This is a genomic window from Buchnera aphidicola (Greenidea ficicola) (assembly GCF_039386055.1).
Taxonomy (GTDB): domain Bacteria; phylum Pseudomonadota; class Gammaproteobacteria; order Enterobacterales; family Enterobacteriaceae; genus Buchnera_K; species Buchnera_K aphidicola_A.
In genome coordinates, this window is sequence record NZ_CP135012.1 from 206,146 (window position 1) to 231,135 (window position 24,990).

Below are 24,990 nucleotides of genomic sequence, written 5' to 3' on the forward strand. Positions count from 1 at the left end.
ATAATTATATTAATATTATAATATTTTATTTTTAATAAATATTAAAACATTTACTTAAAATTTTAAATTTGTTATTATAAATATATTTATTAAAAATAATTTTTTTAAAAAAATTATATTACTATAATGTATGAGTATACATGAAAAAAAAGATAGCAGTTTTAACTAGTGGTGGAGATGCACCTGGAATGAATGCAGCAATAAGAGGAGTGGTTCGATGTGGTTTAAGTTATGGTTTAGAAGTTTTTGGTGTTTATGATGGTTATTTAGGGTTATATCAAAATAGAATGATAAAATTAAATAAATTAAGTGTATCAGATATCATAAATAAAGGCGGTACAATATTAGGATCTTCACGTTTTCCAAATTTTTTAAAAAAAAAAGTACGTAATATTGCTATTAAAAATTTAAAAAAAAAAAAAATAAATTTTTTAGTAGTAATAGGGGGAGATGGTTCATATTTAGGAGCAAAAAAATTAACTGAAATGGGTTTTCCTTGTATTGCTATTCCAGGAACAATTGATAATGATATAGCAGGAACTGATTATACTATAGGATATTTTACTGCTTTAGAAACTATTGTTGAAGCAATAGATAAATTAAGAGATACTACATCTTCTCATCAAAGAATTTCTATTGTAGAAATTATGGGTAGAAATTGTGGAGATTTAACTTTAGCTTCTTCCATTGCAGGAGGATGTGAATTTATTATTTTACCAGAAATAAAATTAAAAAAAAAAGAATTAGTTAAAAAAATAAAAAAAAGTATTAAAAAAGGTAAAAAACATGTAATTATTGCTATAACTGAATATATTTATGATGTTAAAAAATTAGCAAAATATATAGAAAAAAAAACAAAAAGAGAAACTAGATCTACCATATTAGGACATATTCAAAGAGGAGGATCTCCTGTTGTTTATGATAGAATTCTTGCTTCAAGAATGGGAGCATATTCAATAAAATTATTATTAAAAGGATATAAAGGAAGATGTATTGGAATAAAAAATGAAAATATGATACATAATGATATAATTTATGCATTAAAAAATTTAAAAAGACCATTTAAATTTGAATGGTTAAAATTATCTAAAAAATTATATTAAAAATTTATTTATATTTTAAATAAAACATAATAATAATAATATTTATATATTATTATTATAATGTTTATATATTTTTATTAATATTTTAAAAAGATAAATTATTAGATAATGTTAATAATGTAGTAAATTGATAAAAATCTAAAGAAGCTCCACCAACTAAAACTCCATCTATATCTTTTTCTTTTAAAAAATCTTGTATATTTGTTTCATTAACTGAACCTCCATATAATAATTTTAATTTTTTAATTTTTTTTTTTTCATTTTTATATTGAATATATTTTTTAATAAAATTATGTATTTTTTGAATATTTTTAGCATTTGCTATTTTTCCAGTTCCTATAGACCATATTGGTTCATAAGCAATAATTGTATTATCAAATGATAAATTTCCACATAAATTATATATTTCATCTATTTGTTTTATTATTATTTTTTTTGTTTGTTTTTTTTTTTTTTGATTATAATTTTCTCCAATACATAATATTGGAATTAATCCTATTTTTTTTAATAATTTGAATTTTTCAGCTATAATTTTATTATTTTCTTTATGATATATTCTTCTTTCAGAATGACCTATAATTACATATTTAATACCAATATCTTTTAACATATATGAAGATATTTCTCCAGTATAGGCTCCAAAAGAATGATTATCAACATTTTGCGATCCAATAAATAAATTATTATAAGTAATAATTTTAGAAGCATGATTTAAATATATCAAAGGAGGAAAAAAAATAACTTTACAAGAATATGCTTTTATAAATAAAAATGAATCTAATAATTTTAAAAATTTTTTAATAGATTTATTATTCCCATTTAATTTCCAATTTGCTATAATTATAAAAGATTTTTTCATATTTATTATACTCTTTATGAAATTTTATAATTTATTATTATCAACTTTAGAAATAAATAATAAATAAATTATACGTTTTTTACGATCAATATTAAAAATTTTTACTTTTATTTTTTCATTAACATATAATTTAATATTATTTTTATTATTTTTTTTAAAATTTTTTATAATACCTTCCATTTCATCAAAAAATTTTACTAATATATTTTTTTTATTTATATTTTTAATTATACCTTCAATAATCATTTCTTTTTTAAATAAAGATATATAATTATTTAAAGGATCTTCTTCTAATTGTTTAATTCCTAATGAAATTCTTTCTCTTTCTGAATCTACTTGTAAAACTATAGTTTTTATTTTTTCTCCTTTTTTATATTTTTTTACAGACTCTTCTCCTTTTACATTCCAAGAAATATCAGATAAATGAACTAATCCATCAATTCCTCCATCTAATCCTATAAAAATACCAAAATCTGTAATTGATTTAATTTTTCCAATAACTTTATTACCTTTTTTGTTATTTTTAGAAAATATTTTCCAAGGATTAATAGTACATTGTTTTAAACCTAAAGATATTCTTCTTCTTTCTTCATCAATATCTAAAACCATAATTTCAACTATATCATTTACAGAAACTACTTTTGAAGGATGTATATTTTTATTTGTCCAATCCATTTCTGAAACATGAACTAAACCTTCAACTCCTTCTTCTAATTCAACAAAACATCCATAATCAGTTAAATTAGTTACTCTTCCTTTTAATTTTGTATTTTCAGGATAACGTTTTGAAAGAGAAACCCAAGGATCTATTCCTAATTGTTTTAAACCTAAAGAAACTCTTGTTTTTTCTCTGTCAAATTTTAATACTTTTACAAAAATTTCTTGTCCAATATTTACAATTTCACTTGGATGTTTAACTCTTTTCCAAGCCATGTCTGTAATATGCAATAATCCATCAACACCTCCTAAATCTACAAAAGCTCCATAATCTGTTAAATTTTTTATTATTCCTTTTATTTTTTTCCCTTCATTAAGAGTTTTTAATAATTTATTACGTTCTGCATTATTTTCAGATTCAATAACTGCTCTTCTTGAAACTACAACATTATTTCTTTTTTTGTCTAATTTAATAACTTTAAATTCTAATTCTTTTCCTTCAAGATATAATGTATCTTTTACAGGTCTTATATCAACTAACGAACCTGGTAAAAAAGCTCTTATATCATTTAATTCTACTGTAAACCCTCCTTTAACCTTTCCATTAATTTTTCCAATAATTGTTAAATTTTCTTCATGTGATTTTTCAAGAACTAACCAAGATTCATACCTTTTAGCTTTTTCTCTTGATAAAATTGTATTTCCAAAACCATCTTCAATAGCATCTAAAGAAACATCTATTTTATCACCTATTTTAATTTCTAATTGATTTTCAGCAGTTTTAAATTGTTCTATTGGAATAATAGCTTCAGATTTTAATCCAGCATCTACTAGAACTATATCTTTTTTAATAGATATTACTTTGGCTTTTATAATTGAACCTGGTTTAGTTTTAATTTTTTGTAAAGATTTTTCGAAAAGTAATGCAAAAGATTCATTCATATTAATAATCACTAAAAAGATCAAATTAACAGTTACTAGATTTCCTTTATATAGTATAACTATTATTTATTTAACTATAATATTCCTTATTATAGAATAATATTTTTTTTAATAATTGAATATATAATTGAGTTTTTTTTTATATGTGTTAATATTATTTTTAAAATTTGTTTTAAATTTAAATAAGTTGAATCTATAATAATAGAATTTTTTGGTGGGATTAAAGGAGAAATATTTCGATTGTAATCTTGATTATCTCTTTTCCACATACTAAATAAAATATCTTTAAAAGTAACATTAAATCCGTTTTTTTGCAACTCTAACGTTCTTCTATAAGCTCTATCTTTTAAATTTGCATCTAAAAAAAATTTTAATAACGCATCTGAAAAAACAACAGTTCCCATATCTCTTCCTTCTGCTATTAAACCAGGAGGTTGTCGAAACATTTGTTGAATTTTAAATAAAAATTTTCTTATTTTAGGAAAATTAGAAAATATAGATAATATTTTATAAATTTTAGGAAAAAAATTAAATTTTAAATATTTTTCTTTTTTAATTTCTTTTTTTAACAAATCAATTGAATTTATAAAATTTAAATTTTTTAAAAAATTTATTATTTTTTTTTCTGATAATTCTATTTTGTTATTAAATAATTTTATAGCAATAACTCTATATATCATTCCAGATTTCAAAAAATTCCATTTTATTTTTTTAGATAATAATTTACATAAAGAACTTTTTCCAGAACCACTAGGACCATCAAATGTAATTACAGGAGAAAAAAACATTTTTTCCTTATATTGATTTTAATAAAAAAAATTATTATATATAATATATAAAAATATGTTATATAAAAACTTTTTTCTAAAAAAAAATAATATTATTTCATTCATNAAAAATTACATATACTATTAAAAAATTTAAAATACATAGGAAAAGTTTTATTAACACAAGAAGGATTTAAAATTTTTACTTTAATATTAGATAATGATATTAATGAAAAACACATTGCTATTCTATGATCATCATAAGTTTCAATTTTAGAATATAAAAATTTCTTAGGAGAAGTAATAGAAATAAAATCTTTTCCTTCAATTACAATAGCTCCTATTTTTTTTAATTCAGTAGACATTGCTTTCAATCTATCTGTTTCTTTTACTCTCCAATTAAATATATTTTTAATTACAGTAGTTCCTTTAGAAAATAAAGAAACAATAGCTATTGTCATAGCAGCATCCGGTATACTATTTAAATCTAAATTAATAGAATATATATTTTTTTTTATGCAAATAATATAATTATTTTTCCATATAATAGAAACTCCCATTTTTTTTAATATATAAGAAAAAAAAATATCTCCTTGAATACTATTTTTATTAATTCCTTTAACGTTAACTATTCCTCCTTTAATAGCAGAAGCTGCTAAAAAATATGAAGCTGAAGAAGCATCTCCTTCAATAAAATAATTACCAGGTGTATAATATTTTTGTCTTCCAATAATATTAAAAATTTTATAATTATTATTTTCTACATAAACACCAAATTTTTTCATTAATATTAAAGTCATTTTAATATAAGGTTTAGAAACTAATTTTCCTTTAATAATAATTTTGGTATTTTTAATTGCCATAGGAGAAGCAATTAATAAAGCGCTCAAAAATTGACTAGAAATTGTTCCATTTAAAATAATTTTTCCTCCTTTAAATCCCCCATTTAATAAAATTGGAGGAAAATTTTTTTTATCAGAATAATTAATTATTGCTCCTCCTTGTCTTAATGCATTAACAAGATGTTTAATTGGTCTTTCTTGCATTCTTTTATTTCCAGTTAATAATAATTTATTCTTTTTTAAAGATAAAACAGCCAACAAAGGCCTCATTACAGTTCCAGCATTTCCTAAAAATAATGTATGAAAATTTTTTATTTTTATAGGTTTTCCTTTTCCAATTATTTTACATTCTGTTTTTTTTTTATAAAAAATAATTTTTATACCTAAAATTTTTAATGCTTTTAACATATATTTAATATCATCAGAAATTAATAAATTTTTAATATATGTAATTCCTTTAGATAAAGAAGATAATAATAAAACTCTATTAGAAATACTTTTTGAACCAGGTAATTTTATATTTCCTCGAATTGAAGAAATTGAATTTAATATTATATTTTTTAACATTTTAATTAAAACCTTTTATAATTTTTAAAATTTAAATTTAAATAAATATTATTTTTATCCATATTTTTTTTTAAAATATTTCATAAATGTAATTAATTTTTTTACACCTTTTATAGGCATAGCATTATAAATAGAAGCTCTAATTCCTCCAATTAAATTATGACCTTTTAATGATAAAAATCCTAAAAATTTTGATTCTTTTAAAAAAAAATTATTTAAAAAAGGATTTATTATATTAAATGTTATATTTAATAAAGATCTATTATTTTTATGAATATTATTAAAATAAAAATCACTTTTATCAATATAATTATATAATAAATTTGCTTTTTTATGATTTATAATATTTATTTTTTTTAACCCCCCTTTTTTTTTTAACCATTTAATTACTAAACCTGATAAATACCAAGAAAAGGTAACAGGTGTATTAAACATAGAATCATATTTTAATAAATTTTTATAGTAAAGAATAGAAGGGGTTATTTTATTTTTTTTAAAAAGATTTTTTTTAATAATTATTAATGTAATTCCAGGAGGTCCTATATTTTTTTGAACTCCCGCATAAATAATATCGTAATATTTTATATTTATAGGTTTAGATAAAATAGTAGAAGAAAAATCCCCTACAATAATTTTATTATTAAAATTTTCACTAATTGGATCTTCAAAAATTTCTATTCCTTCAATAGTTTCATTTGGACAATAATGAACATATTTACTATCTTTATTTAATTTCCAATTTTTCATAGATAAAATTTTTTGTTTTTGGTAAAAATTTTTTCTAATATTAATTTTATTAGAAAAACAATATTTTTGTGATTCTAAAAAAGCTTCATTAGACCAATATCCTCCTACAATATAATCTGAAGTATTATTCCAATTATTTAAAATATTTGTAGGTATTGCAGAAAATTGACCTCTAGCCCCCCCTGGAGAAAATAATATTTTATAAGATTTTGGTATATTTAATAATGAAATTAAATTTTTTTCTATTTTATTTGTTAATGTTATAAAATCTAAACTTCTGTGACTAATTTCCATAATAGAAACTCCTAAATTATTCCAATTTAATAAATCTTTTTTAGCTTTTAATAAAACTTCTTTAGGTAACATTGAAGGTCCGGCATTAAAATTATAAATTTTTTTCATATTCTTTACATAAATATATTTAAATGAATTTTTATATTATATGAATTTTATACCATTCATATATTTATTACGTAAAATATTTGGAATTTTAATATTTCCATTAATATCTTGATAATTTTCTAATATTGCAGCTAAAACTCTTCCTATCGCTAAACCTGATCCATTTAATGTATGTAAAAAATATTTTTTTTTTTTATTTTTATAATAATAATAATAAGAAGAATTCATTCTTCTAGATTGAAAATCAATAATATTTGAACAAGAAGATACTTCTTTATAAATATTTAAAGAAGGAAACCAAACTTCTAAATCATAAGTTTTAGCAGATGTAAAACTTAATTCTCCAGCGCATAACAAAATTTTTCTATAAGGTAATTTTAATAATTTTAATACTTCTTCAGCATGTGATGTTAAAACTTCTAATACTTTATATGATTTTTTTTTAGAAACAATTTGTACAATTTCTACTTTATCAAATTGATACATTCTTATTAAACCATTAGAATTTTTACCATAAGAATTAGATTCTGCTCGAAAACATGGTGTATGTGCAGTTAACATAATTGGTAATTTTTTTTTTAAAAAAGATTGATTTCTTATAAAATTAGTTAAAGGTATTTCCCCTGTAGGTATCAAAACATAATTTTTTTTTTTATTTTGTAAAGATGAAACATAAAATAAATTATTACTAAATTTTGGTAATTGACCAGTATCATATAAACTTTTTTTATTAACTAAATAAGGAACATAAGTTTCTATATATCCATGTTTTTTAGTATGTAGATCTAACATAAATTGACTTAAAGCTCGATGTAATAATGCAATATTTCCTTTCATAAAAATAAAATTTGAACCAGAAATTTCAGAAGATAATTTCCAATTCAAATTATTATTTTTTTTTCCCAATTCAATATGATTTTTTACTTTAAATATTTTTTTTTTAATTACACCCCATTTTACTATTTCTTTATTATTTTTATATTTTATTCCATATGGAATATTTTTATAAGGAATATTCGGAATATTTAATTGAAATTTTTTAATTTTTTTTTTTATTTTTTTTAAATTTTTATTTATTTTTTTAATATAATTATTTAAAAAAATATTTTTATTAATTTTTTTTATAGATATTTTTTTTTTTTTATATTGTAATTTTTCAGTTTTAATTTGTAATAATTTTCTTATATTATTAATAAATATTAAATTAACAATATCTAAAAAATATTTTCTTCTCCACAATTTTGATGCTTTTAATTTAGGATTTTTATATAAATAATTTATATTAATCATAATAAATTTTTATTCTCAAATAAAATATAAAATAAGTTATTAATAAAATAAATATTTTTAAAAAAAATTTAATATTTACATTTATATAATAAATAATGTATTTTAAATTAATAATATTATTATTTACATAATATAAAATTTAAATAAAAATGAAAATTTTAAATAAAAATAATAAAAAAATACATTCTAAATTAATTATTATAGGATCTGGTCCAGCAGGATACACCGCAGGAATATATGCAAGTAGAGCATATTTAAAACCATTATTAATTACTGGAAATGATATCGGAGGGCAATTAATAAAAACAGATAATATTGAAAATTGGCCTGGAGAAATTAATAAAATAAGTGGATTAAAATTAATGGAAAGAATGTATAAACATGTTAAAAAATTTCCTATAAATATTATTTCAGATCACATTAATAAAGTAAATTTTAAAAAAAAACCTTTTCAATTATTTGGATATAATTCTATTTATACTGCAAATTCTATTATAATAGCTACTGGAGCTTCTGCTCGTTATTTAGGAATAAAATCAGAAAATTTTTATAAAGGAAAAGGAATTTCTTCATGCGCTATATGTGATGGAATGTTTTTTAAAAATAAAAAAATAGCAATAATAGGTGGTGGAAATTCTGCATTTGAAGATGTATTATTTTTATCAAAAATAGTAAAAAAAATATATTTAATACATAGAAATAAAAATTTTAAAGCTGAAAAAATTTTAATAAATAGAGTAATGAAAAAAATAAAAAATAAAAAAATTAAAATATATTTAAATTATGAAGTAAAAAAAATCAAAGGAAATGAAAATAATATAACTAATATTAATATTTTTTCTAAAAAAAAAAATAAAACAAAAAATATTTTTATTGATGGATTATTTTTAGCAATTGGACATACCCCTAATACCAAAATATTTAATAATAAAATTTCTATGAAAAATGGATATATTATAGTAAAATCTGGTTCTCATGGAAATTTTACTAAAACTAATATACCAGGAATATTTGCTGCTGGAGATGTAATTGATCATGTATATAAACAAGCTATTACATCAGCTTCTAGTGGATGTATGGCTGCAATTGATGCAGAAAAATATTTAGAAAAAAATAATTTAATATAAATTATTTATTTTAATTTTTAAGAGATAATTATGATTAAAGAAGAAAATATTGAAATTTCAGGAACAGTAATTGATACACTTCCAAATACTACATTTCGAGTAAAATTAGAAAATGGGCATATTATAATTGCTCACATATCTGGAAAAATGAGAAAAAATTATATAAGAATTTTAACAGGAGATAAAGTAATAGTAGAATTAACTCCTTATGATTTACATAAAGGAAGAATTACTTTTAGAAGTAGATAAATATTTTACTATCAAAAATATTATATATTTAATATTTTTGATAGTAAAATTTTATTTAATTATTTTAAATAAATTATAATAAAAAAAAATAATATGAGAACACATTATTGCGGTAAATTAAATAAAAATGATATAAATAAAATAGTTAAATTATATGGATGGGTACAAAAATATAGAAATTTAGGTAAAATAATATTTATAAATATGAGAGATTGTACAGGAAATGTACAAATATTTTGTAATTTTAAATATTTAAAAAATTTTAAAAAAATAAAAAAAATAAAAAATGAATTTTGTATCAAAGTAATTGGAATAGTACAAAAAAAAAAAAAATTTAAAAATGAAATTGAAATATTAACTTTAAAAATAAAAATAATAAATTATTCAAAACCTTTACCAATTGATATAAATAATAAAAATAATAAAGAAATAAGATTTAAATATCGTTATTTAGATTTAAGAAAAAAAAATATTTTATTAAAATTTAAAATAAGAAATAAAATAAAAAAATTTATAAGAAAATTTTTAGAAAAAAATTATTTTATAGAAATAGAAACTCCTATATTAACCAAATCAACTCCTGAAGGAGCAAAAGATTATATTGTTCCAAGTAGAATTCATAAAAAAAAATATTACGCATTACCTCAATCTCCACAAATATTTAAACAATTATTAATGATTGCAGGAATAGATCGTTATTATCAAATTGCTAAATGTTTTCGAGATGAAGATTTAAGAGCAGATAGACAACCAGAATTTACTCAAATAGATATAGAAACTTCTTTTATGAATGCAAAAGAAATAAGAAATATTACTGAAAAAATGATTTCAAAATTATGGAAAAAAATAAATAATAAAAAATTAAAAAAATTTCCTATTATAACATATAAAAATTCTATGAAACTTTATGGATCTGATAAACCAGATTTAAGAAATCCATTAAAATTAATAGAATTTAATAAAATATTAAAAAAAAAAATATATAAAAATTTTTTACAATTAAATATTAAAAAAAAAAATAGAATAGTAGCATTATATATTTCTAAAATTCATTTATTTAAAAAAAAATATTTTAATTCTTACAAAAAAATTGTTAAAAAATATAGTAATAAAAAATTATATTTAATAAAATTTAATAAAAAAAAATTTTTTAATAAAAAATACATAAAAAAAAATATTAAAAAAAAAATTTTTAAAAAAATATTTAAATCATTTAAAAAAATAAAAAATAATGATAAAATTATTTTTTTTGCAGATAAAAAAAAAATAGTAAATAAAACTTTTAATATAATTCGATTAAAATTAGGAAATGACTTAAAAATAACACAAAAAAAAAAATGGAAACCTTTGTGGATAATAAATTTTCCTTTATTTAAAAAAAAAAATGGAAAATTAACTTGTACTAATCATCCATTTACAGCTCCTAAAAAAAAATTTATTAAAAATCTTAAAATTAATCCTGAAAAAATAATTTCCGATTCATATGATTTAATAATTAATGGATATGAAATAGGAGGTGGATCAGTAAGAATTAATAATAATAAAATACAAAAAAAAATATTTAATATAATAAAAATGAAAAAAGAAATCCAAAAAAAAACTTTTGGTTTTTTTTTAGAAGCTTTAAAATATGGCGCACCTACTCATGCTGGTATAGCACTTGGATTAGATAGATTAACTATGTTACTTACAAAAAGCAAAAGTATACGTGAAATTATTGCATTTCCAAAAACAACTAATGCTATTTGCCCAGTAAGCGATGCGCCTACAAAATATTTTAAATAAATTATAAAACTTTTAAAATTCTCATTGTATTTGTTTTTCCTATTCTACTCATTATTTCTCCTTGAGTAACAATAACAATATCTTTATATTTTAAAAAACCTCTTTGTAATAAAAACTTTATTGCGTTTTGAGAAATTAAATCATAATTTTTAAAATTATCAAAAAAAATTGGTGTAACTCCTCGATATAAAGCAGTTAAATTTAAAGTTTTTTTATGACAAGATAAAGCAAAAATAGGTAAACCTGAAGTAATTCTAGAAGTCATTAAAGCTGTTTTTCCTGATTCTGTTAATATTATAATAGCAGAAACTCCTTCTAAATGATTTGCGGAATACATTGCTGACATAGCTATTGATTCTTCTATATTTTTAAATTTAATATTCAAACGATGTTTAGAAACATTAATACTAGGAACTTTTTCTGCTCCTTTGCAAACTTTACTCATAGCTTTTACAGTTTCAATAGGGTAATTTCCAGAAGCTGTTTCTGCAGATAACATTACTGCATCACTACCATCTAAAACTGCATTAGCAACATCCATTACTTCTGCTCTAGTAGGAAAAGGAGAATAAATCATTGATTCCATCATTTGAGTTGCGGTAATAACAATTTTATTTAATTTTCTTGCAGTACTAATTAATTTCTTTTGAATTCCAACTAATTTAGAATCTCCAATTTCCACTCCCAAATCTCCTCTAGCAACCATAATTGCATCAGAAGCTAAAATAATGTTTTTTATATTTATATCATTAGCAACAGATTCAGCTCGTTCTATTTTAGCAATTATTTTAGCTTTACTTCCTGTTTTTCGCATTAATAATCTTGCTAATTTTATATCTTCACTGTATCTAGGAAAAGAAACAGCAAGATAATCTACACCTATATAAGCAGCTAATTTTATATCCTCATAATCTTTTTTAGTAATTGATTTAGCAGATAAACCTCCACCTAATTTATTAATTCCTTTATTATTTGATAAATACCCTCCTAAAATTACTTTTGTATAAATTTTTGATAAATTTATTTTTATTACTTTTAATTGAATTCTTCCATCATCTAATAATAAAATATCATTTAATGATACATCTTTTGGTAATTTTTTATAATCAATACCTACTTTGTTTTCATCTCCTTTATTTGGGTTTAATTTAGAATCTAATATAAAAATATTATTTTTTTTTAAAAAAATTTTATTATTTTTAAATTTTGAAATTCTAATTTTTGGACCTTGTAAATCACCTAATAAAGCAACATGTAAATTTAATTTTCTCATTATTTTAAATGCATGTTTTGCTCTTCTTTTATGATCTAAAGAAGTTCCATGAGAAAAATTTAATCTTAATACATTTACTCCTAATTTAATTAATTTTTCTAAATTATTATTTTTATCAGTAGAAGGTCCTAATGTAACAACAATTTTAGTTCTTCGAATTCTTTTCAAAATATTTCCTTAATTTATTTTATAATTTTTTTTATTATTAATATTAATAATTCATAATTAATATTATTTTATTAAATATTTTTTAAAATAATTAATATATTAAAATAAATTTAATAATTAAGTATTTAAAATATTATATAATATTATAATATTAAATTTATATTAAAAAAATAAAAAATTATTCTTAAAATTTTATTTTATATAAAAAATTTTAATAATATTAATCCTTATTATTTAAAATATATAAATGTTTTTTAAAAAAAAAATTATATATCTATTATTTATTATAGATAATTTAAGGAAAAAATAGTGATTAAAAAAAAATTAGCTTATGATTTAGTTATTTTTGGAACAAAAGGAGATCTTGCAAGAAGAAAACTTCTTCCTTCATTATATAAATTAGAAAAATTAAAAAAATTACATAAAAATACAAAAATTATAGGAGTAGGAAGAGCAAATTGGGACAAAAATACATATATTAAAATGGTGAAAAAAAACTTAAAAAAATTTATTAATGAAGAAATTAATATTATATTTTGGAAAAAATTTTGTAAAAAATTAATTTTTTGTAATATTGATGTAAATTATATAGAAAATTTTTTAAAATTAAAAAAAATATTAGATCAAAAAAATAAAATAACAATAAATTATTTAGCTATGCCTCCAAATACTTTTGAATTAATTTGTAAAGGATTAGCTAAAGCAAAATTAAATTTACCTTCATCTAGAATTGTAATAGAAAAACCAATAGGAGAATCTTTAAAAACTTCAAAAGATATTAATAATAAAGTAGGAAAATATTTTAAAGAATCACAAATTTTTAGAATTGATCATTATTTGGGAAAAGAAACTATATTAAATTTATTATCTTTACGTTTTTCTAATTTTTTATTTATGAATAATTGGAGTAATAAAAATATAGATCATATTCAAATAACTATTGCAGAAAATATAGGAATTAAAGGAAGATGGAATTATTTTAATAAGACTGGTCAAATAAAAGATATGGTACAAAATCATTTATTACAAATACTAACTATTATTACTATGTCTATACCAATAAATTTATCTTCAGATAATATTAGAAATGAAAAAGTTAAAATATTAAAATCATTAAAACCTATAAATATAAAAAATATTAAAAAAAAAATAGTTTTAGGGCAATACACAAAAGGTTATATTGATAGAAAATTAGTAAATTCTTATTTAAAAGAAAATAATTTAAATGAAACCAGTAAAACTGAAACTTTTGTTTGTATAAAAGTAAATATTGAAAATTGGAAATGGAAAGGAGTTCCTTTTTATTTAAGAACAGGAAAAAGACTACCAATAAAATATTCAGAAATTGTTATATTTTTTAAAAAAATACCAATAAATTTATTTAAAAATTCATGTAATGTTATTCCTCAGAATAAATTAATTATTCGTTTACAACCCAATGAAGGAATTGATATTAAAATAAATAATAAAATACCAGGTTTAACTTCTAAATTTAATTTAAAAGAAATTTTATTAACATCAAATTATTCTGAAGAATTTAAAAAAATAGATATACCTGATGCTTATGAAAGATTATTATTAGATAGTATGATTGGAAAACAAACTTTATTTGTAAGAAGAGATGAAATAGAAGCATCTTGGAAATGGATTGATAAAATTATAAAATCTTTAAAAAAAAAAAATCAAAAAATAAAAATTTATCCTGCTGGAACATGGGGACCAAAAGAATCAATTGATTTAATTCAAAGAGACGGAAGAAATTGGAATATATATTAATTTTAATATAAAATTTAAAATTAATTATTTTAAATATAATTTTTATTAAATAAAATATTATATAAATTTTTATAATTAATTAAAAATATTTTNAAAGGAAAAAATATGATAAGAATCATTTTATTTTTATTAACAAATTTATCTGTAATATTTATATTAAATATATTTTTAAAAATAATAGGAATTAATATAGGAAAAATATATTTCATTACAATAATTTCTTCTATTTTAGGTTTTAGTAGTTCTTTAATTTCTTTATTATTATCTAAATGGATAGCTTTAAAAACTATTAACGGAAAAATTATTAAAACACCAAAAAATAATTTTGAAAATTGGATTTTAAATACTATTAAAAAACAAGCAAAAAAAGTAAATATAAAAATACCACAAATAGCAATTTATAAATCATTAGATATTAATGCATTTGCAACTGGTCCTAGTAAAAATAATTCATTAATTGCTATATCTTATGGTCTTATAAAAAATATGAATAAAGAAGAAATTGAAGCAGTATTAGCTCATGAAATAAGTCATATTTCTAACGGAGATATGGTAACTATGACTTTAATACAAGGAGTATTAAATACTATTGTAATACTATTTTCAAAAATTATAACACAAATATTTTCAAATAATTTATTTAATAATAATAAAGAAGAAAATATTAATATAAAAGAAAATAGTTTTTTATATTATATTATTTCTTCATTTTTAGAATTTACATTAGGAATTTTAGCTAGTATAATAATTATGTGGTTTTCAAGATATAGAGAATTTTACGCTGATTCTGGTTCTGCAAAAATTGTTGGTTGCAATAAAATGATTTCTGCTTTAAAAACATTACAAATTCATCACGAACCAAAAGAATTAAATAATAGTATTTCTAATTTTTGTATTAACGGAAAATCTAAAAAAATATTTAATTTATTTTTATCACACCCATCTTTAAAAAAAAGAATTTCAGCGTTATATAAAAAAAAATACTTTTAAANTTTTTTATAATAAAATTAATATATAAAAAATATTTTTTATTTAATNAAAAAATTAAATATTCTAAACTAAACCAATTATTTTCTTTATGGAGTTTTTAATGGAATTTTTTTTCGAACCATCAACTTGGATAGGATTATTTACACTAATTATCCTTGAAATAGTATTAGGTGTAGATAATTTAATTTTTGTAGCTATTTTAGTTGATAAACTTTCACCTTTAAAACGTAATAAAGCTCGTTTAATTGGTTTAGGGTTTTCCTTAGTAACGCGTCTTTTTTTATTATCTATTATATCCTGGATAGTAACTTTTAAAATACCAATTATCAATAATAAATTTTTATATTTATCAACGCGAGATTTAATTCTATTATTAGGTGGAATATTTTTATTATTTAAAGCTACTATAGAATTACATGAAAGATTAGAAGAAAAAAAAATTAATAAAAATAAACAAAAACATAAAAATTATGCTAGTTTTTGGGCAGTTATTATTCAAATTATTATTTTAGATACAGTTTTTTCTATGGACTCAATAATAACAGCAATTGGAATGGTAAATAATTTATCTATTATGATAACTGCTGTAATCATTTCAATGATCTTAATGATATTAGCATCAAAAAAATTAACAAATTTTATTTTACTACATAAAACAGTAATAGTATTATGTTTAAGTTTTCTTTTAATGATTGGTATTAGTTTAATAGTAGAATCTTTAGGAGTAAAAATACCGAAAGGATATTTATATGCAGCTATAAGTTTTTCAATATTAATAGAATTATTTAATCAAATTGCAAAAAGAAATTCTATTTCTTATCAATCAAAAATACCATTACGAGAAAGAATAGCATCATCTATATTAAGATTTATGAAAGAAGAACAAATTAAAAAAAAAAAAAATATAATAAATAATTTATATGAAAATAATATAAATAAAAAAATATTTTTAAAAGAATCATCTTTAAAAAAAGAAGAACAATATATGATAAATGGAGTTTTAACTTTAGGAATAAGATCTATAAGAAGTATAATGACACCTAGAAATGAAATTTCATGGATTAATATAAATCAAAATAATATTAAAATAAGAAATCAATTACTAGATACTCCTCATAGTTTATTTCCTGTATGTAAAGGAGAATTAGATAAAATTATAGGAATAGTAAGAGCAAAAGAATTTTTATTTATTTTAGAAAAAAAAAATAATATATTAAATTTCGCATCCAAAAACAAACCAATAATTATTCCAGATACATTAGATACAATTAATTTATTAAATGTATTAAAATGTTCTAAAGGAAGTTTAATAATAATAAATAATGAATTTGGAGTTGTTCAAGGATTAATAACACCATTAGATATTTTAGAAGCTATTGCTGGAGAATTTCCTGATGCAGACGAAACCCCAGAAATAATTTATGAAAGTAAAAATTCTTGGTTAGTAAAAGGAGCAACTGATATACATTCTTTAAAACAAATATTAAATATAAATAATTTTGAAAAAGAAACTAATCATGTTTCATTAGCAGGATTTTTAATATCTAAAAAAGGAAGATTTCCATTTCAAGGAGAAATAATTAAAATACCACCACTTCATTTTCATATTTTAGAAGCAACTAAATATAAAATAAATTTAATTCGAATAAAATATATTGGAAAAAAATAAATATATATATATTTAAATTAAAAAATTATTTAATAAATAGGAATAATAAATGTCAAAAATAATTTTATCTATTGATATTTCTTTTAAACAATGTTCTATAACATTGTTAATAAATAAAAAATATTATAATATTTCTATAATTTCTAAAAAAAAACATAATAATAATATTTTATTTATTATTAATAATATTTTAAATTTTAAAAAAATTTCTATTAAAAAAATAAAATTAATAATATTTTCAAAAGGACCTGGATCATTAACAGGAATAAAAATTTGTTTTTGTATAATAAAATGTTTTTATTTTATTTACAAAATACCATATTTAGGAATTTCTACATTAAAAATTATTGCTGAACAAATATGGAGAAAATTTAAAAAAAAAAATATAATTATATATATAAATTATAAATCAAAAATATTTTTTTTTTCTAAATATATAAAAAAAAAAAAAAAATGGATAGGAAAAAAAACAGAAAAAATAATAAAAAAAAAAAAAATTGAAATAAAATCATTAAAAAAAAAATGGTTAATAGTAACTAATGCTATTAAAAAAATACATTTTAAAAAAAAATATATAAAAAAAAAATTTTTATATCCAAATTCACAAGATTTAATTTCTATTTTTTTAAATAATAAAAAAATAAATTTTAAAAAAAAAATAAATTTAAATTATTTATTTAAAATATAATTTTTAAAAAAAAATGCATATAATTAATAAATGTTTTTTAAAAAATAAAAAAAATTTTCAACAAAAAAAAATAATATTTATTGGAAATATACAAGAAAAATTATTTAAATTTTTTAATGCAAAATTATCAATAATTTATACAAAAAAATATAATTATAAAAAATATATAAAAATTATAAAACAAAAAAAAATAATATATTTATATAATAAAAATATTTTATTTAAATTTTGTAAATATTTAATTTTATTTTGGTCTAAAAATAAAAAAGAATCTTATATTCTTTTAAAAGAAATTATATCTATTATACCATTAAATTATAATATATTTATTTTTGGAGAAAAAAAATCTGGAATAAATAATATTGAAAAAAAAATAAAAAAATGGGTAAAAATAAAAAAAATTATAAAAATAAAAAATTTTTTATTTTTATCATGTAAAATAAAAAAAAATAAAAATAAAAATATATATAAATTTAAAAAAAAAAAAAAAAATAAAATTATAATATATTCTTTACCAGGAGTATTCGGTTATAAAAAAATTGATAAAGGAAGTTTATTATTATCAAAATTTTTAATTAATAAAAAAATAAAAGGTAATATTTTAGATATAGGATGTGGAACTGGTTTTTTAGGAATAAAAATAAATTATATTAACAATTTTAATAAAAATATTAAAATAACATATGTAGATAATTATTTACCTTCTTTAATAACAACTAAAAAAAATTTAATAAAAAATAAAATTCATAAAAAAAAATATAAAATAATTTCTAGTAACATTTTTAATAATATTAATAAAAAATATAATTTAATAATATGTAATCCACCTATACACATAAATTTAAAAATTAATTTTATTTTTATTAAAAAATTTTTAAAAAACGTAAAATTTTTTATTAAAAAAAAAAGTGAAGTAATAATTGTAATAAATAAATTTATATCAAAAAATATTTTTAAAAAATTCAAAAAAAAAAAAAAAATATTAATAAAAAATAAAAAATATTATGTTTATAAATTATTTTATAAATAATACCCAGAGCGGGACTTGAACCCGCAAAGCTTTTCAGCCGAGGGATTTTAAGTCCCTTGTGTTTACCAATTTCACCATCCGGGCAAAAATATTTATATTTAATAAAAGGCGCATCCCGGAATTGAACCGGGCTAAACGGATTTGCAATCCGTTACATAACCAATCTGTCAACGCGCCATATTAAATTTATATTTTATTGATAATAGTATAACTTTTAAAATATTAAAAAGTCAAATATAATATTATTTATTTTAAAATATATTAACAAAAAATTATTAACTTTACATTTTAATAATATAAGTTTATAATATTAAGTATTAGAGGAGTGGCCGAGTGGTTTAAGGCAATGGTCTTGAAAACCATCGATGAGAAATCATCCGAGAGTTCGAATCTCTCCTCCTCTAAAATTAATTATTTTTTTTTAAAACAAATAAAATTTATTAATCTATAACCTAATAAAAAAAATACAAAAAAATATAAAAAAATTGATGAAAAAATTAAAAAAAATAAATTAATTATTTTATTATAAAAATAACCAATATCCCATTCAGGCATAATTTTTAAAATATATAACATATAAATAGACATCACTAAACTTGCTAAAGTTATACTTAAAAAAAAATTTAAAGATTTTAATTTTATAATAAAATTATGTTTTTTATATAAATTATAATATAAAAGAAAAACATTAACCCAAGAACCAATACTTATTGATATAGCAAAAGTACAATGTTTAAAAAAATTTATTCCAATTATATTAATAATTTGTATTATAATTACTGAAAATAATGAAATTTTCATAGGTGTAATAGTATCTTGACGAGAATAAAAACCCAAAGATAATATTTTTATTAAAATAAAAGCAATTAAACCAAAACTATAAACAAATAAAATTTGACTAGTCATTAAACTATCTAAAGCAGTAAAATTTCCATATTGAAATAATACTTTTACTATAGGATTAGTAAGTATTGCTAAAAATAAAGCACTAGGTATTCCTAATAAAAAAGAAATACGTATACCCCAATTAAACAACTTAAAAAATTTTTTTTCATTACATAAATAATTTTTTGATAATAATGGTAATAAAACCGTTGTTAAAGAAACACTTAAAATTGCTAATGGAAATTCCATTAAACGATCTGCATAATATATCCAAGAAAGAGATTTTGGTATTAAAAGAGAAGCAAAAATATTATTTACTAAAAGTGAAACTTGTATAATTGCTGAACTAAAAATTCCTGTTAAAAATTTTTTATAAACACGTATCAATCCAATATTTTTCATATCAATTTTTGGAAAAATAATAATCTTTTCTTTGTATAATAAAAAAAATTGATATAATAATTGAAAAATACCACTAAATAAAACAGAACAAGATAAAGCATAAATAGGTTTATTAAAAAATGGTAAAATAAACCAAATAAAAATAATCATTGTTAAATTAAATATAATTGGTAAAAAAGTAGGCAATATAATAACATTATAAATATTTAAAATAGCAGTATAAAAATTTACTATCGATATTAAAAAAACATAAGGTAAAATTATTTGTAATAAATTTTTTGTTAATAATAATTGTTCAAAATTATTTGAAAAACCTGGAGATATAATTTTTACTAATAAACCGGAAAAAAAAATACTAAAAAAAACTATTATAATCATTACTATCATTAAAATACTAAAAATTGCAGATATAAAATTATTCATTAATTTTATATTACCAATTTTTTTATATTCACTTAATATCGGTATAAAAGCTTGAGAAAAAGCTCCTTCAGAAAAAATTCTTCTTAATAAATTAGGAATTTTTAAAGCAACAAAAAAAGCATCTGTTTCTAAAGAAGTACCAAATATAAAAGCAATTAGAAAATCTCTAATAAAACCTAATATACGACACAATATAGTAACAATACCAATGGATATTATAGATTTTAGTAGATACATGAATTTTACCTTATATATAATTTATATATAAATTTAAAAAATATTTTTAAAAAATATTTTATAAATAAATATATATATAATATAAATTAATTATAATAATATCAAATAAAATTTTTTAATTTTTTTTTTTTTTAAAAATATCAAATATAAATTAATTATTTTTCAATATAAAAGGTATTTTTATGAATAAAGTTTATATAAATATAATCAAATATTTATTTTTTTTTATTTTTTTAATATCAATATTATTTTTTTTTTTTAAAAATAATATAATATTATTTAAAAATAATAATTTTCAAAAAAAAATATTTTTTATGCAAAAAAATAAAATAAATTTTTTTGAAAATAATAAAATATATAATATTGGAGAAACAATAAAAGTAATAATTAAAGAAAAAATTATTGCTGTTCATAATAGTAATGAAGAAACAAAAAATAATAAAAATAAAAAAATAGATATTTTAGGAGATTTTCCAAATTATTTTAATATTAAAAAAAATAAAAATTATGATTTTTTAAATATTTATAATAAAAAAAATGAAGAAATTTCAAACGAAAAAAACTCAAAAATAAAAAATATTTTTTTAAATATTATTTCTGTTACTATCAAAAAAATTTTATCTAATGGAAATTTAATAATAGAAGGGGAAAAAAATATTAAAATAAATAATATTACAGAAAATATTTATATTTCTGGAATTATTAATCCAAAAATGATTGATATTAATAATACTATAAAATCTTATAATATATCTAACATAATAATAAAATATAATAGTATTTGTACAAATAAATATAATAATATTAATTGGTTAAAAAATTTATTAATGTATATTTTATATATATAAAATAAATATATATTTCTAAAAAGGTTAAATATGTTTAAAAATTTTTTTTTAAAAATAGTAATATTTATTTACATCAATATATTATTTATAATTTCAGCAAACGCAGAAACAATAAAAAACATGACTAGTATAACTAATATTAAAGAAACACATTTAATTGGATATGGATTAGTTATTGGTTTAAATGGAACAGGAGATTATAATAAACAAAATTTATTTACATTACAATCATTAAATAATATGTTATCAAAATTAAATATTAATACTGCAACTAATAACAATATTGAAACAAAAAATATAGCTTCTGTAATAGTAACTTCTAAATTATCTTCTTTTAATCATTATGGAGATAAAATAGATGTAAAAGTATCATCTATAGGAAACGCAACAAATATTCAAGAAGGGATTTTATTAATGACTCCATTAAAAGATTCTAATAATAATATTTATGCAATTGCACAAGGAAAAATAATACAAACAACAACAAAAAATATAAACAAAAATAATGGAAAAATAACACAAGGAGCAATAATAGAAAGTGAAAATAAAAAAAATTTTGGAAAACAAAAAATAATTAATTTAAAATTGTATGAAGATAATTTTACTTTAGTACAAAAAATAAGTGATATAATTAATTTATATTACCCAAATACAGCTTTTGCAATAAACTCTAATACTATTCAATTACATATCATTAAAAATAATATTTTACAAATTCAATTAATGGCTAATATAGAAAATATAGATATTCCTATTCCAGAAAAAATAGCAAAAATTACAATAAATTCAAAAAATGGAATTATAATCATTAATGGAAAAGTAAAAATAGATGAATGTATAATTATTAATGGAAATATATCTTTAACAATTAATAAAGATAATAAAATTAATGAATATAATAAAAAAAAAATTATTTATAAAAATGAAAAAAATAAAATATTTAATGAATTATATAATATAAATACCGATCAAAATATATATTTTATTATTAATGAATTATATAAAATAGGAATAAAAACATCAGAATTAATATCAATATTAGAATCTATTAAAAAATCAGGTTGTTTACATGCTCAATTAGATATTTATTAAAATAAAAAAAACATTAAATATTAAAAAAAAATTTATTTATTTATAAAAAATTTTATAAATAAATAAATTTATTTATATAATTTAATTAAAAATATAAATATTTTTATGTAATAATTAATTAAAATAAAATATGAATAATAAATTAGTCTCATATATTAAAATTAATAAAAATGATATTAATCAAAGAATAGATAATTTTTTATTTAAAAAAATAAAAAAAATATCAAAAAAACTTATATATAAAAAAATAAGAAAAGGAGAATTTAGAATAAATAAAAAAAGAAAAAAACCAAAATATAAATTAAAAAAAAATGATATTATAAGAATACCACCTATTATATATTATAAAAATAACAAAAATATTAAAAATAAAAAATTAAAAATTAATATTAATTTAATGAATAAAATATTATACGAAGATAATTATATATTAATAATTAATAAACCTCAAGGAATTGCAGTACATAATGGAAGCGGAATATCAAATGGAATTATAGAAATATTACGAAAAAAATATTTTAAAAATAAATATTTAGAATTAGTACATAGAATAGATAAAAATACATCAGGAGTTTTAATATTAGCAAAAAAAAAAAAAATTTTATGCATATTACATAAAAAATTTTTACAAAATAAAATAAAAAAAAAATATTTAGCAATAGTAAAAGGTTTTTGGGATTCAAAAATAAAAATAATATCTAATAAGATTTATAAAATTAAAGGAAAAAATAAAAAAATAATAATTAATAAAAATGGAAAACTATCAATAACAAAATTTAAAATAAAACAATTTTCTAATTCAAAAACTTTATTATCTATTCAACCTATTACTGGAAGAACTCATCAAATTAGAGTTCAAACATCATATTTAGGAAAACCAATAATATTTGATGAACGTTATGGAAAAAAAATAAAAAAAAAAAATATTTTATTACATGCAGAAAGTATTTTTTTAAAACACCCAATTACAAAAAAAAAAATGTTAATATTAGCACCATTAAATAAAAAATTTAAAAAATATTTAAATTATTTTTAAAATTAAAATATATAATAAAATAATTATATGTTATATTATTTATTATAAATTAAATAATAGGATAATATTATGGCTGTTCAAAAAAAAAAACCAACAAGATCTAAAAGAGGAATGAGAAGATCTCATGATAAAATTTATATTTCAAAATTATCAAGAGATAAAAATTCAAAAGAAATACATATTAGACATCATATAACAAAAAAAGGTTTTTATAAAGGAAATAAATTAGAATTAAAAAAAATAAAAAATAAGAGATAGTTATGTCATATGCATTAATATTTAATGGACAAGAAAAAATAAAATTAAATTTTTTAAAAAAAATTTTTAATAAAAATAAAATAATAAAAAAATTATTTGATGAAACATCAGAATATATAAAATATAATATATGGAAAAATATAATTGATAATAATAATGATATATTTATTATAAAAAATAATATACAACCAATATTATTAACAATTTCTGTAGCAATATTTAATATTTTTATAAAATACAACCCTTTACCAAAATTATCTGCTGGAAATAGTTTAGGGGAATATTCCGCTCTTGTTTGTTCAAAATCAATAAAATTTTCTAATGCTATTAAAATATTAATTTTAAGATCTAAATACATGAAAGAATCTGTATTAAAAAAAAAAACTTTTATGATTCTTATCCAAGGTATAAATATTTATATTTTAAAAAAAATTTGCAAATATATAAAACAAAAAAAAATTTATATATCAATATCAAATTTTAATACAAATAAACAATTTGTTATTACAGGTTATAAAAAAAACATAAAAAAAATAATTAAATATTTAAAAAAAATAAATTATAAATTTATTTATAAATTACCAATATTAACATCATCACATTGTTTATTAATGAAAAAATCTTCAAAAAAATTTTATTTTGCATTAAAAAAAATAAAAATTAAAAAACCAATTTTTCCAATAATAAATAACATAAATGTAAAATATGAATTTTCTAGTGAAAAAATAAAAAAATCTTTAAAAAAACAATTATATAAACCTGTAAGATGGAAAGAAATATTAGATTATATTAAATCAAAAAAAATAAAAAACCTATTTAAAATAGGATATAAAAAAAAAATTAAAAAAAAAAAAATTAAAAATTTATTACATTAAAAA

At 17.7% G+C, this 24,990-nt stretch carries 22 protein-coding genes and 3 tRNA genes; 15 read left to right on the top strand and 10 right to left on the bottom strand.

Going from position 1 to position 24,990, the window contains the following annotated elements; all coding sequences use genetic code 11:
- Window positions 1-140: 140 nt before the first annotated feature.
- On the top strand, window positions 141-1,103 hold the full coding sequence (gene pfkA / locus RJT27_RS00980; RefSeq protein WP_343189286.1) for a 6-phosphofructokinase: 963 nt from the start codon (window positions 141-143) through the stop codon (window positions 1,101-1,103).
- Window positions 1,104-1,188: 85 nt separating this feature from the next.
- Here pfkA and tpiA read toward each other — a convergent pair whose 3' ends face one another.
- From tpiA to serS, 6 genes are all read right to left on the bottom strand, one after another.
- Window positions 1,189-1,962, bottom strand: a complete 774-nt coding sequence (tpiA, locus tag RJT27_RS00985) for a triose-phosphate isomerase (protein WP_343189287.1) — start codon at window positions 1,960-1,962, stop codon at window positions 1,189-1,191.
- A 24-nt stretch (window positions 1,963-1,986) separates the two neighbouring features.
- The gene (gene rpsA, locus RJT27_RS00990; protein WP_428994227.1) at window positions 1,987-3,561 is read right to left on the bottom strand and encodes a 30S ribosomal protein S1; all 1,575 of its coding nucleotides are present in this window, start codon (window positions 3,559-3,561) and stop codon (window positions 1,987-1,989) included.
- Between the two features lie 89 nt (window positions 3,562-3,650).
- Entirely contained in the window at window positions 3,651-4,349 is a 699-nt protein-coding gene (gene cmk, locus RJT27_RS00995) for a (d)CMP kinase (RefSeq protein ID WP_343189288.1), read from the bottom strand.
- A 101-nt stretch (window positions 4,350-4,450) separates the two neighbouring features.
- A complete protein-coding gene (aroA, locus tag RJT27_RS01000) occupies window positions 4,451-5,737 on the bottom strand; it encodes a 3-phosphoshikimate 1-carboxyvinyltransferase (RefSeq protein ID WP_343189289.1) in 1,287 nt (428 codons plus the stop codon).
- A gap of 54 nt (window positions 5,738-5,791) precedes the next feature.
- Window positions 5,792-6,886: a 3-phosphoserine/phosphohydroxythreonine transaminase gene (gene serC, locus RJT27_RS01005; protein ID WP_343189290.1), complete on the bottom strand. Its 1,095-nt coding sequence runs from the start codon at window positions 6,884-6,886 to the stop codon at window positions 5,792-5,794.
- A 36-nt stretch (window positions 6,887-6,922) separates the two neighbouring features.
- Entirely contained in the window at window positions 6,923-8,176 is a 1,254-nt protein-coding gene (gene serS / locus RJT27_RS01010; RefSeq protein WP_343189291.1) for a serine--tRNA ligase, read from the bottom strand.
- 149 nt (window positions 8,177-8,325) lie between these two features.
- Here serS and trxB point away from each other — a divergent pair, with 149 nt between their 5' ends.
- The 3 genes from trxB (at window position 8,326) to aspS (ending at window position 11,337) form a co-directional block, all read left to right on the top strand.
- Window positions 8,326-9,303 carry a thioredoxin-disulfide reductase gene (gene trxB, locus RJT27_RS01015; protein WP_343189292.1) on the top strand — a complete coding sequence of 326 codons (978 nt, stop codon included), beginning with the start codon at window positions 8,326-8,328 and terminating at the stop codon, window positions 9,301-9,303.
- A gap of 30 nt (window positions 9,304-9,333) precedes the next feature.
- Entirely contained in the window at window positions 9,334-9,552 is a 219-nt protein-coding gene (gene infA / locus RJT27_RS01020; protein WP_343189293.1) for a translation initiation factor IF-1, read from the top strand.
- Window positions 9,553-9,645: 93 nt separating this feature from the next.
- Entirely contained in the window at window positions 9,646-11,337 is a 1,692-nt protein-coding gene (gene aspS / locus RJT27_RS01025; RefSeq protein ID WP_343189294.1) for an aspartate--tRNA ligase, read from the top strand.
- Between the two features lies 1 nt (window position 11,338).
- On the opposite strand, the gene pyk is transcribed toward aspS, so the two are convergent.
- Entirely contained in the window at window positions 11,339-12,781 is a 1,443-nt protein-coding gene (gene pyk, locus RJT27_RS01030) for a pyruvate kinase (protein WP_343189631.1), read from the bottom strand.
- Window positions 12,782-13,084: 303 nt separating this feature from the next.
- On the opposite strand from pyk, the gene zwf reads away from it, so the two are divergent.
- From zwf to RJT27_RS01055, 5 genes are all read left to right on the top strand, one after another.
- Window positions 13,085-14,554, top strand: coding sequence for a glucose-6-phosphate dehydrogenase (gene zwf / locus RJT27_RS01035; RefSeq protein ID WP_428994234.1), 1,470 nt, complete (start codon window positions 13,085-13,087; stop codon window positions 14,552-14,554).
- Between the two features lie 105 nt (window positions 14,555-14,659).
- Window positions 14,660-15,544 (top strand): protease HtpX, encoded by an 885-nt coding sequence (gene htpX, locus RJT27_RS01040; RefSeq protein ID WP_343189296.1) that lies wholly within the window; start codon window positions 14,660-14,662, stop codon window positions 15,542-15,544.
- Window positions 15,545-15,644: 100 nt separating this feature from the next.
- Window positions 15,645-17,213, top strand: a complete 1,569-nt coding sequence (locus tag RJT27_RS01045) for a TerC family protein (protein ID WP_343189632.1) — start codon at window positions 15,645-15,647, stop codon at window positions 17,211-17,213.
- A 49-nt stretch (window positions 17,214-17,262) separates the two neighbouring features.
- On the top strand, window positions 17,263-17,901 hold the full coding sequence (gene tsaB / locus RJT27_RS01050; RefSeq protein WP_343189297.1) for a tRNA (adenosine(37)-N6)-threonylcarbamoyltransferase complex dimerization subunit type 1 TsaB: 639 nt from the start codon (window positions 17,263-17,265) through the stop codon (window positions 17,899-17,901).
- A gap of 13 nt (window positions 17,902-17,914) precedes the next feature.
- Window positions 17,915-18,931 (top strand): methyltransferase, encoded by a 1,017-nt coding sequence (locus RJT27_RS01055; protein ID WP_343189298.1) that lies wholly within the window; start codon window positions 17,915-17,917, stop codon window positions 18,929-18,931.
- Here the strand turns inward: RJT27_RS01055 and RJT27_RS01060 are convergent.
- A tRNA-Leu gene (locus RJT27_RS01060) sits at window positions 18,932-19,015 on the bottom strand.
- Window positions 19,016-19,037: 22 nt separating this feature from the next.
- Window positions 19,038-19,108 (bottom strand) — tRNA-Cys (locus tag RJT27_RS01065).
- Between the two features lie 142 nt (window positions 19,109-19,250).
- Between RJT27_RS01065 and RJT27_RS01070 the strand changes: the two genes are divergently transcribed.
- A tRNA-Ser gene (locus tag RJT27_RS01070) sits at window positions 19,251-19,335 on the top strand.
- A gap of 7 nt (window positions 19,336-19,342) precedes the next feature.
- Here the strand turns inward: RJT27_RS01070 and murJ are convergent.
- Window positions 19,343-20,878: a murein biosynthesis integral membrane protein MurJ gene (gene murJ / locus RJT27_RS01075; protein ID WP_343189299.1), complete on the bottom strand. Its 1,536-nt coding sequence runs from the start codon at window positions 20,876-20,878 to the stop codon at window positions 19,343-19,345.
- Window positions 20,879-21,060: 182 nt separating this feature from the next.
- Between murJ and RJT27_RS01080 the strand changes: the two genes are divergently transcribed.
- The 5 genes from RJT27_RS01080 to RJT27_RS01100 all read left to right on the top strand — a co-directional run bounded on the left by RJT27_RS01080 (window position 21,061) and on the right by RJT27_RS01100 (window position 24,987).
- Window positions 21,061-21,726 (top strand): flagellar basal body L-ring protein FlgH, encoded by a 666-nt coding sequence (locus tag RJT27_RS01080; RefSeq protein WP_343189300.1) that lies wholly within the window; start codon window positions 21,061-21,063, stop codon window positions 21,724-21,726.
- A gap of 30 nt (window positions 21,727-21,756) precedes the next feature.
- The gene (locus tag RJT27_RS01085; RefSeq protein WP_343189301.1) at window positions 21,757-22,818 is read left to right on the top strand and encodes a flagellar basal body P-ring protein FlgI; all 1,062 of its coding nucleotides are present in this window, start codon (window positions 21,757-21,759) and stop codon (window positions 22,816-22,818) included.
- A 130-nt stretch (window positions 22,819-22,948) separates the two neighbouring features.
- Window positions 22,949-23,854 carry an RluA family pseudouridine synthase gene (locus RJT27_RS01090; RefSeq protein ID WP_343189302.1) on the top strand — a complete coding sequence of 302 codons (906 nt, stop codon included), beginning with the start codon at window positions 22,949-22,951 and terminating at the stop codon, window positions 23,852-23,854.
- Window positions 23,855-23,923: 69 nt separating this feature from the next.
- Window positions 23,924-24,112 carry a 50S ribosomal protein L32 gene (gene rpmF, locus RJT27_RS01095; protein WP_343189303.1) on the top strand — a complete coding sequence of 63 codons (189 nt, stop codon included), beginning with the start codon at window positions 23,924-23,926 and terminating at the stop codon, window positions 24,110-24,112.
- 2 nt (window positions 24,113-24,114) lie between these two features.
- Window positions 24,115-24,987 carry an ACP S-malonyltransferase gene (locus RJT27_RS01100; protein ID WP_343189304.1) on the top strand — a complete coding sequence of 291 codons (873 nt, stop codon included), beginning with the start codon at window positions 24,115-24,117 and terminating at the stop codon, window positions 24,985-24,987.
- Window positions 24,988-24,990 lie beyond the last annotated feature (3 nt).

Coding starts and splice junctions, on each gene's coding strand:
- pfkA (WP_343189286.1), top strand. CDS start 141: ATGAAAAAAAAGATAGCAGTTTTAACTAGTGGTGGAGATGCACCTGGA.
- tpiA (WP_343189287.1), bottom strand. CDS start 1,962: ATGAAAAAATCTTTTATAATTATAGCAAATTGGAAATTAAATGGGAAT.
- rpsA (WP_428994227.1), bottom strand. CDS start 3,561: ATGAATGAATCTTTTGCATTACTTTTCGAAAAATCTTTACAAAAAATT.
- cmk (WP_343189288.1), bottom strand. CDS start 4,349: ATGTTTTTTTCTCCTGTAATTACATTTGATGGTCCTAGTGGTTCTGGA.
- serC (WP_343189290.1), bottom strand. CDS start 6,886: ATGAAAAAAATTTATAATTTTAATGCCGGACCTTCAATGTTACCTAAA.
- serS (WP_343189291.1), bottom strand. CDS start 8,176: ATGATTAATATAAATTATTTATATAAAAATCCTAAATTAAAAGCATCA.
- trxB (WP_343189292.1), top strand. CDS start 8,326: ATGAAAATTTTAAATAAAAATAATAAAAAAATACATTCTAAATTAATT.
- infA (WP_343189293.1), top strand. CDS start 9,334: ATGATTAAAGAAGAAAATATTGAAATTTCAGGAACAGTAATTGATACA.
- aspS (WP_343189294.1), top strand. CDS start 9,646: ATGAGAACACATTATTGCGGTAAATTAAATAAAAATGATATAAATAAA.
- htpX (WP_343189296.1), top strand. CDS start 14,660: ATGATAAGAATCATTTTATTTTTATTAACAAATTTATCTGTAATATTT.
- RJT27_RS01045 (WP_343189632.1), top strand. CDS start 15,645: ATGGAATTTTTTTTCGAACCATCAACTTGGATAGGATTATTTACACTA.
- tsaB (WP_343189297.1), top strand. CDS start 17,263: ATGTCAAAAATAATTTTATCTATTGATATTTCTTTTAAACAATGTTCT.
- RJT27_RS01055 (WP_343189298.1), top strand. CDS start 17,915: ATGCATATAATTAATAAATGTTTTTTAAAAAATAAAAAAAATTTTCAA.
- murJ (WP_343189299.1), bottom strand. CDS start 20,878: ATGTATCTACTAAAATCTATAATATCCATTGGTATTGTTACTATATTG.
- RJT27_RS01080 (WP_343189300.1), top strand. CDS start 21,061: ATGAATAAAGTTTATATAAATATAATCAAATATTTATTTTTTTTTATT.
- RJT27_RS01085 (WP_343189301.1), top strand. CDS start 21,757: ATGTTTAAAAATTTTTTTTTAAAAATAGTAATATTTATTTACATCAAT.
- RJT27_RS01090 (WP_343189302.1), top strand. CDS start 22,949: ATGAATAATAAATTAGTCTCATATATTAAAATTAATAAAAATGATATT.
- rpmF (WP_343189303.1), top strand. CDS start 23,924: ATGGCTGTTCAAAAAAAAAAACCAACAAGATCTAAAAGAGGAATGAGA.
- RJT27_RS01100 (WP_343189304.1), top strand. CDS start 24,115: ATGTCATATGCATTAATATTTAATGGACAAGAAAAAATAAAATTAAAT.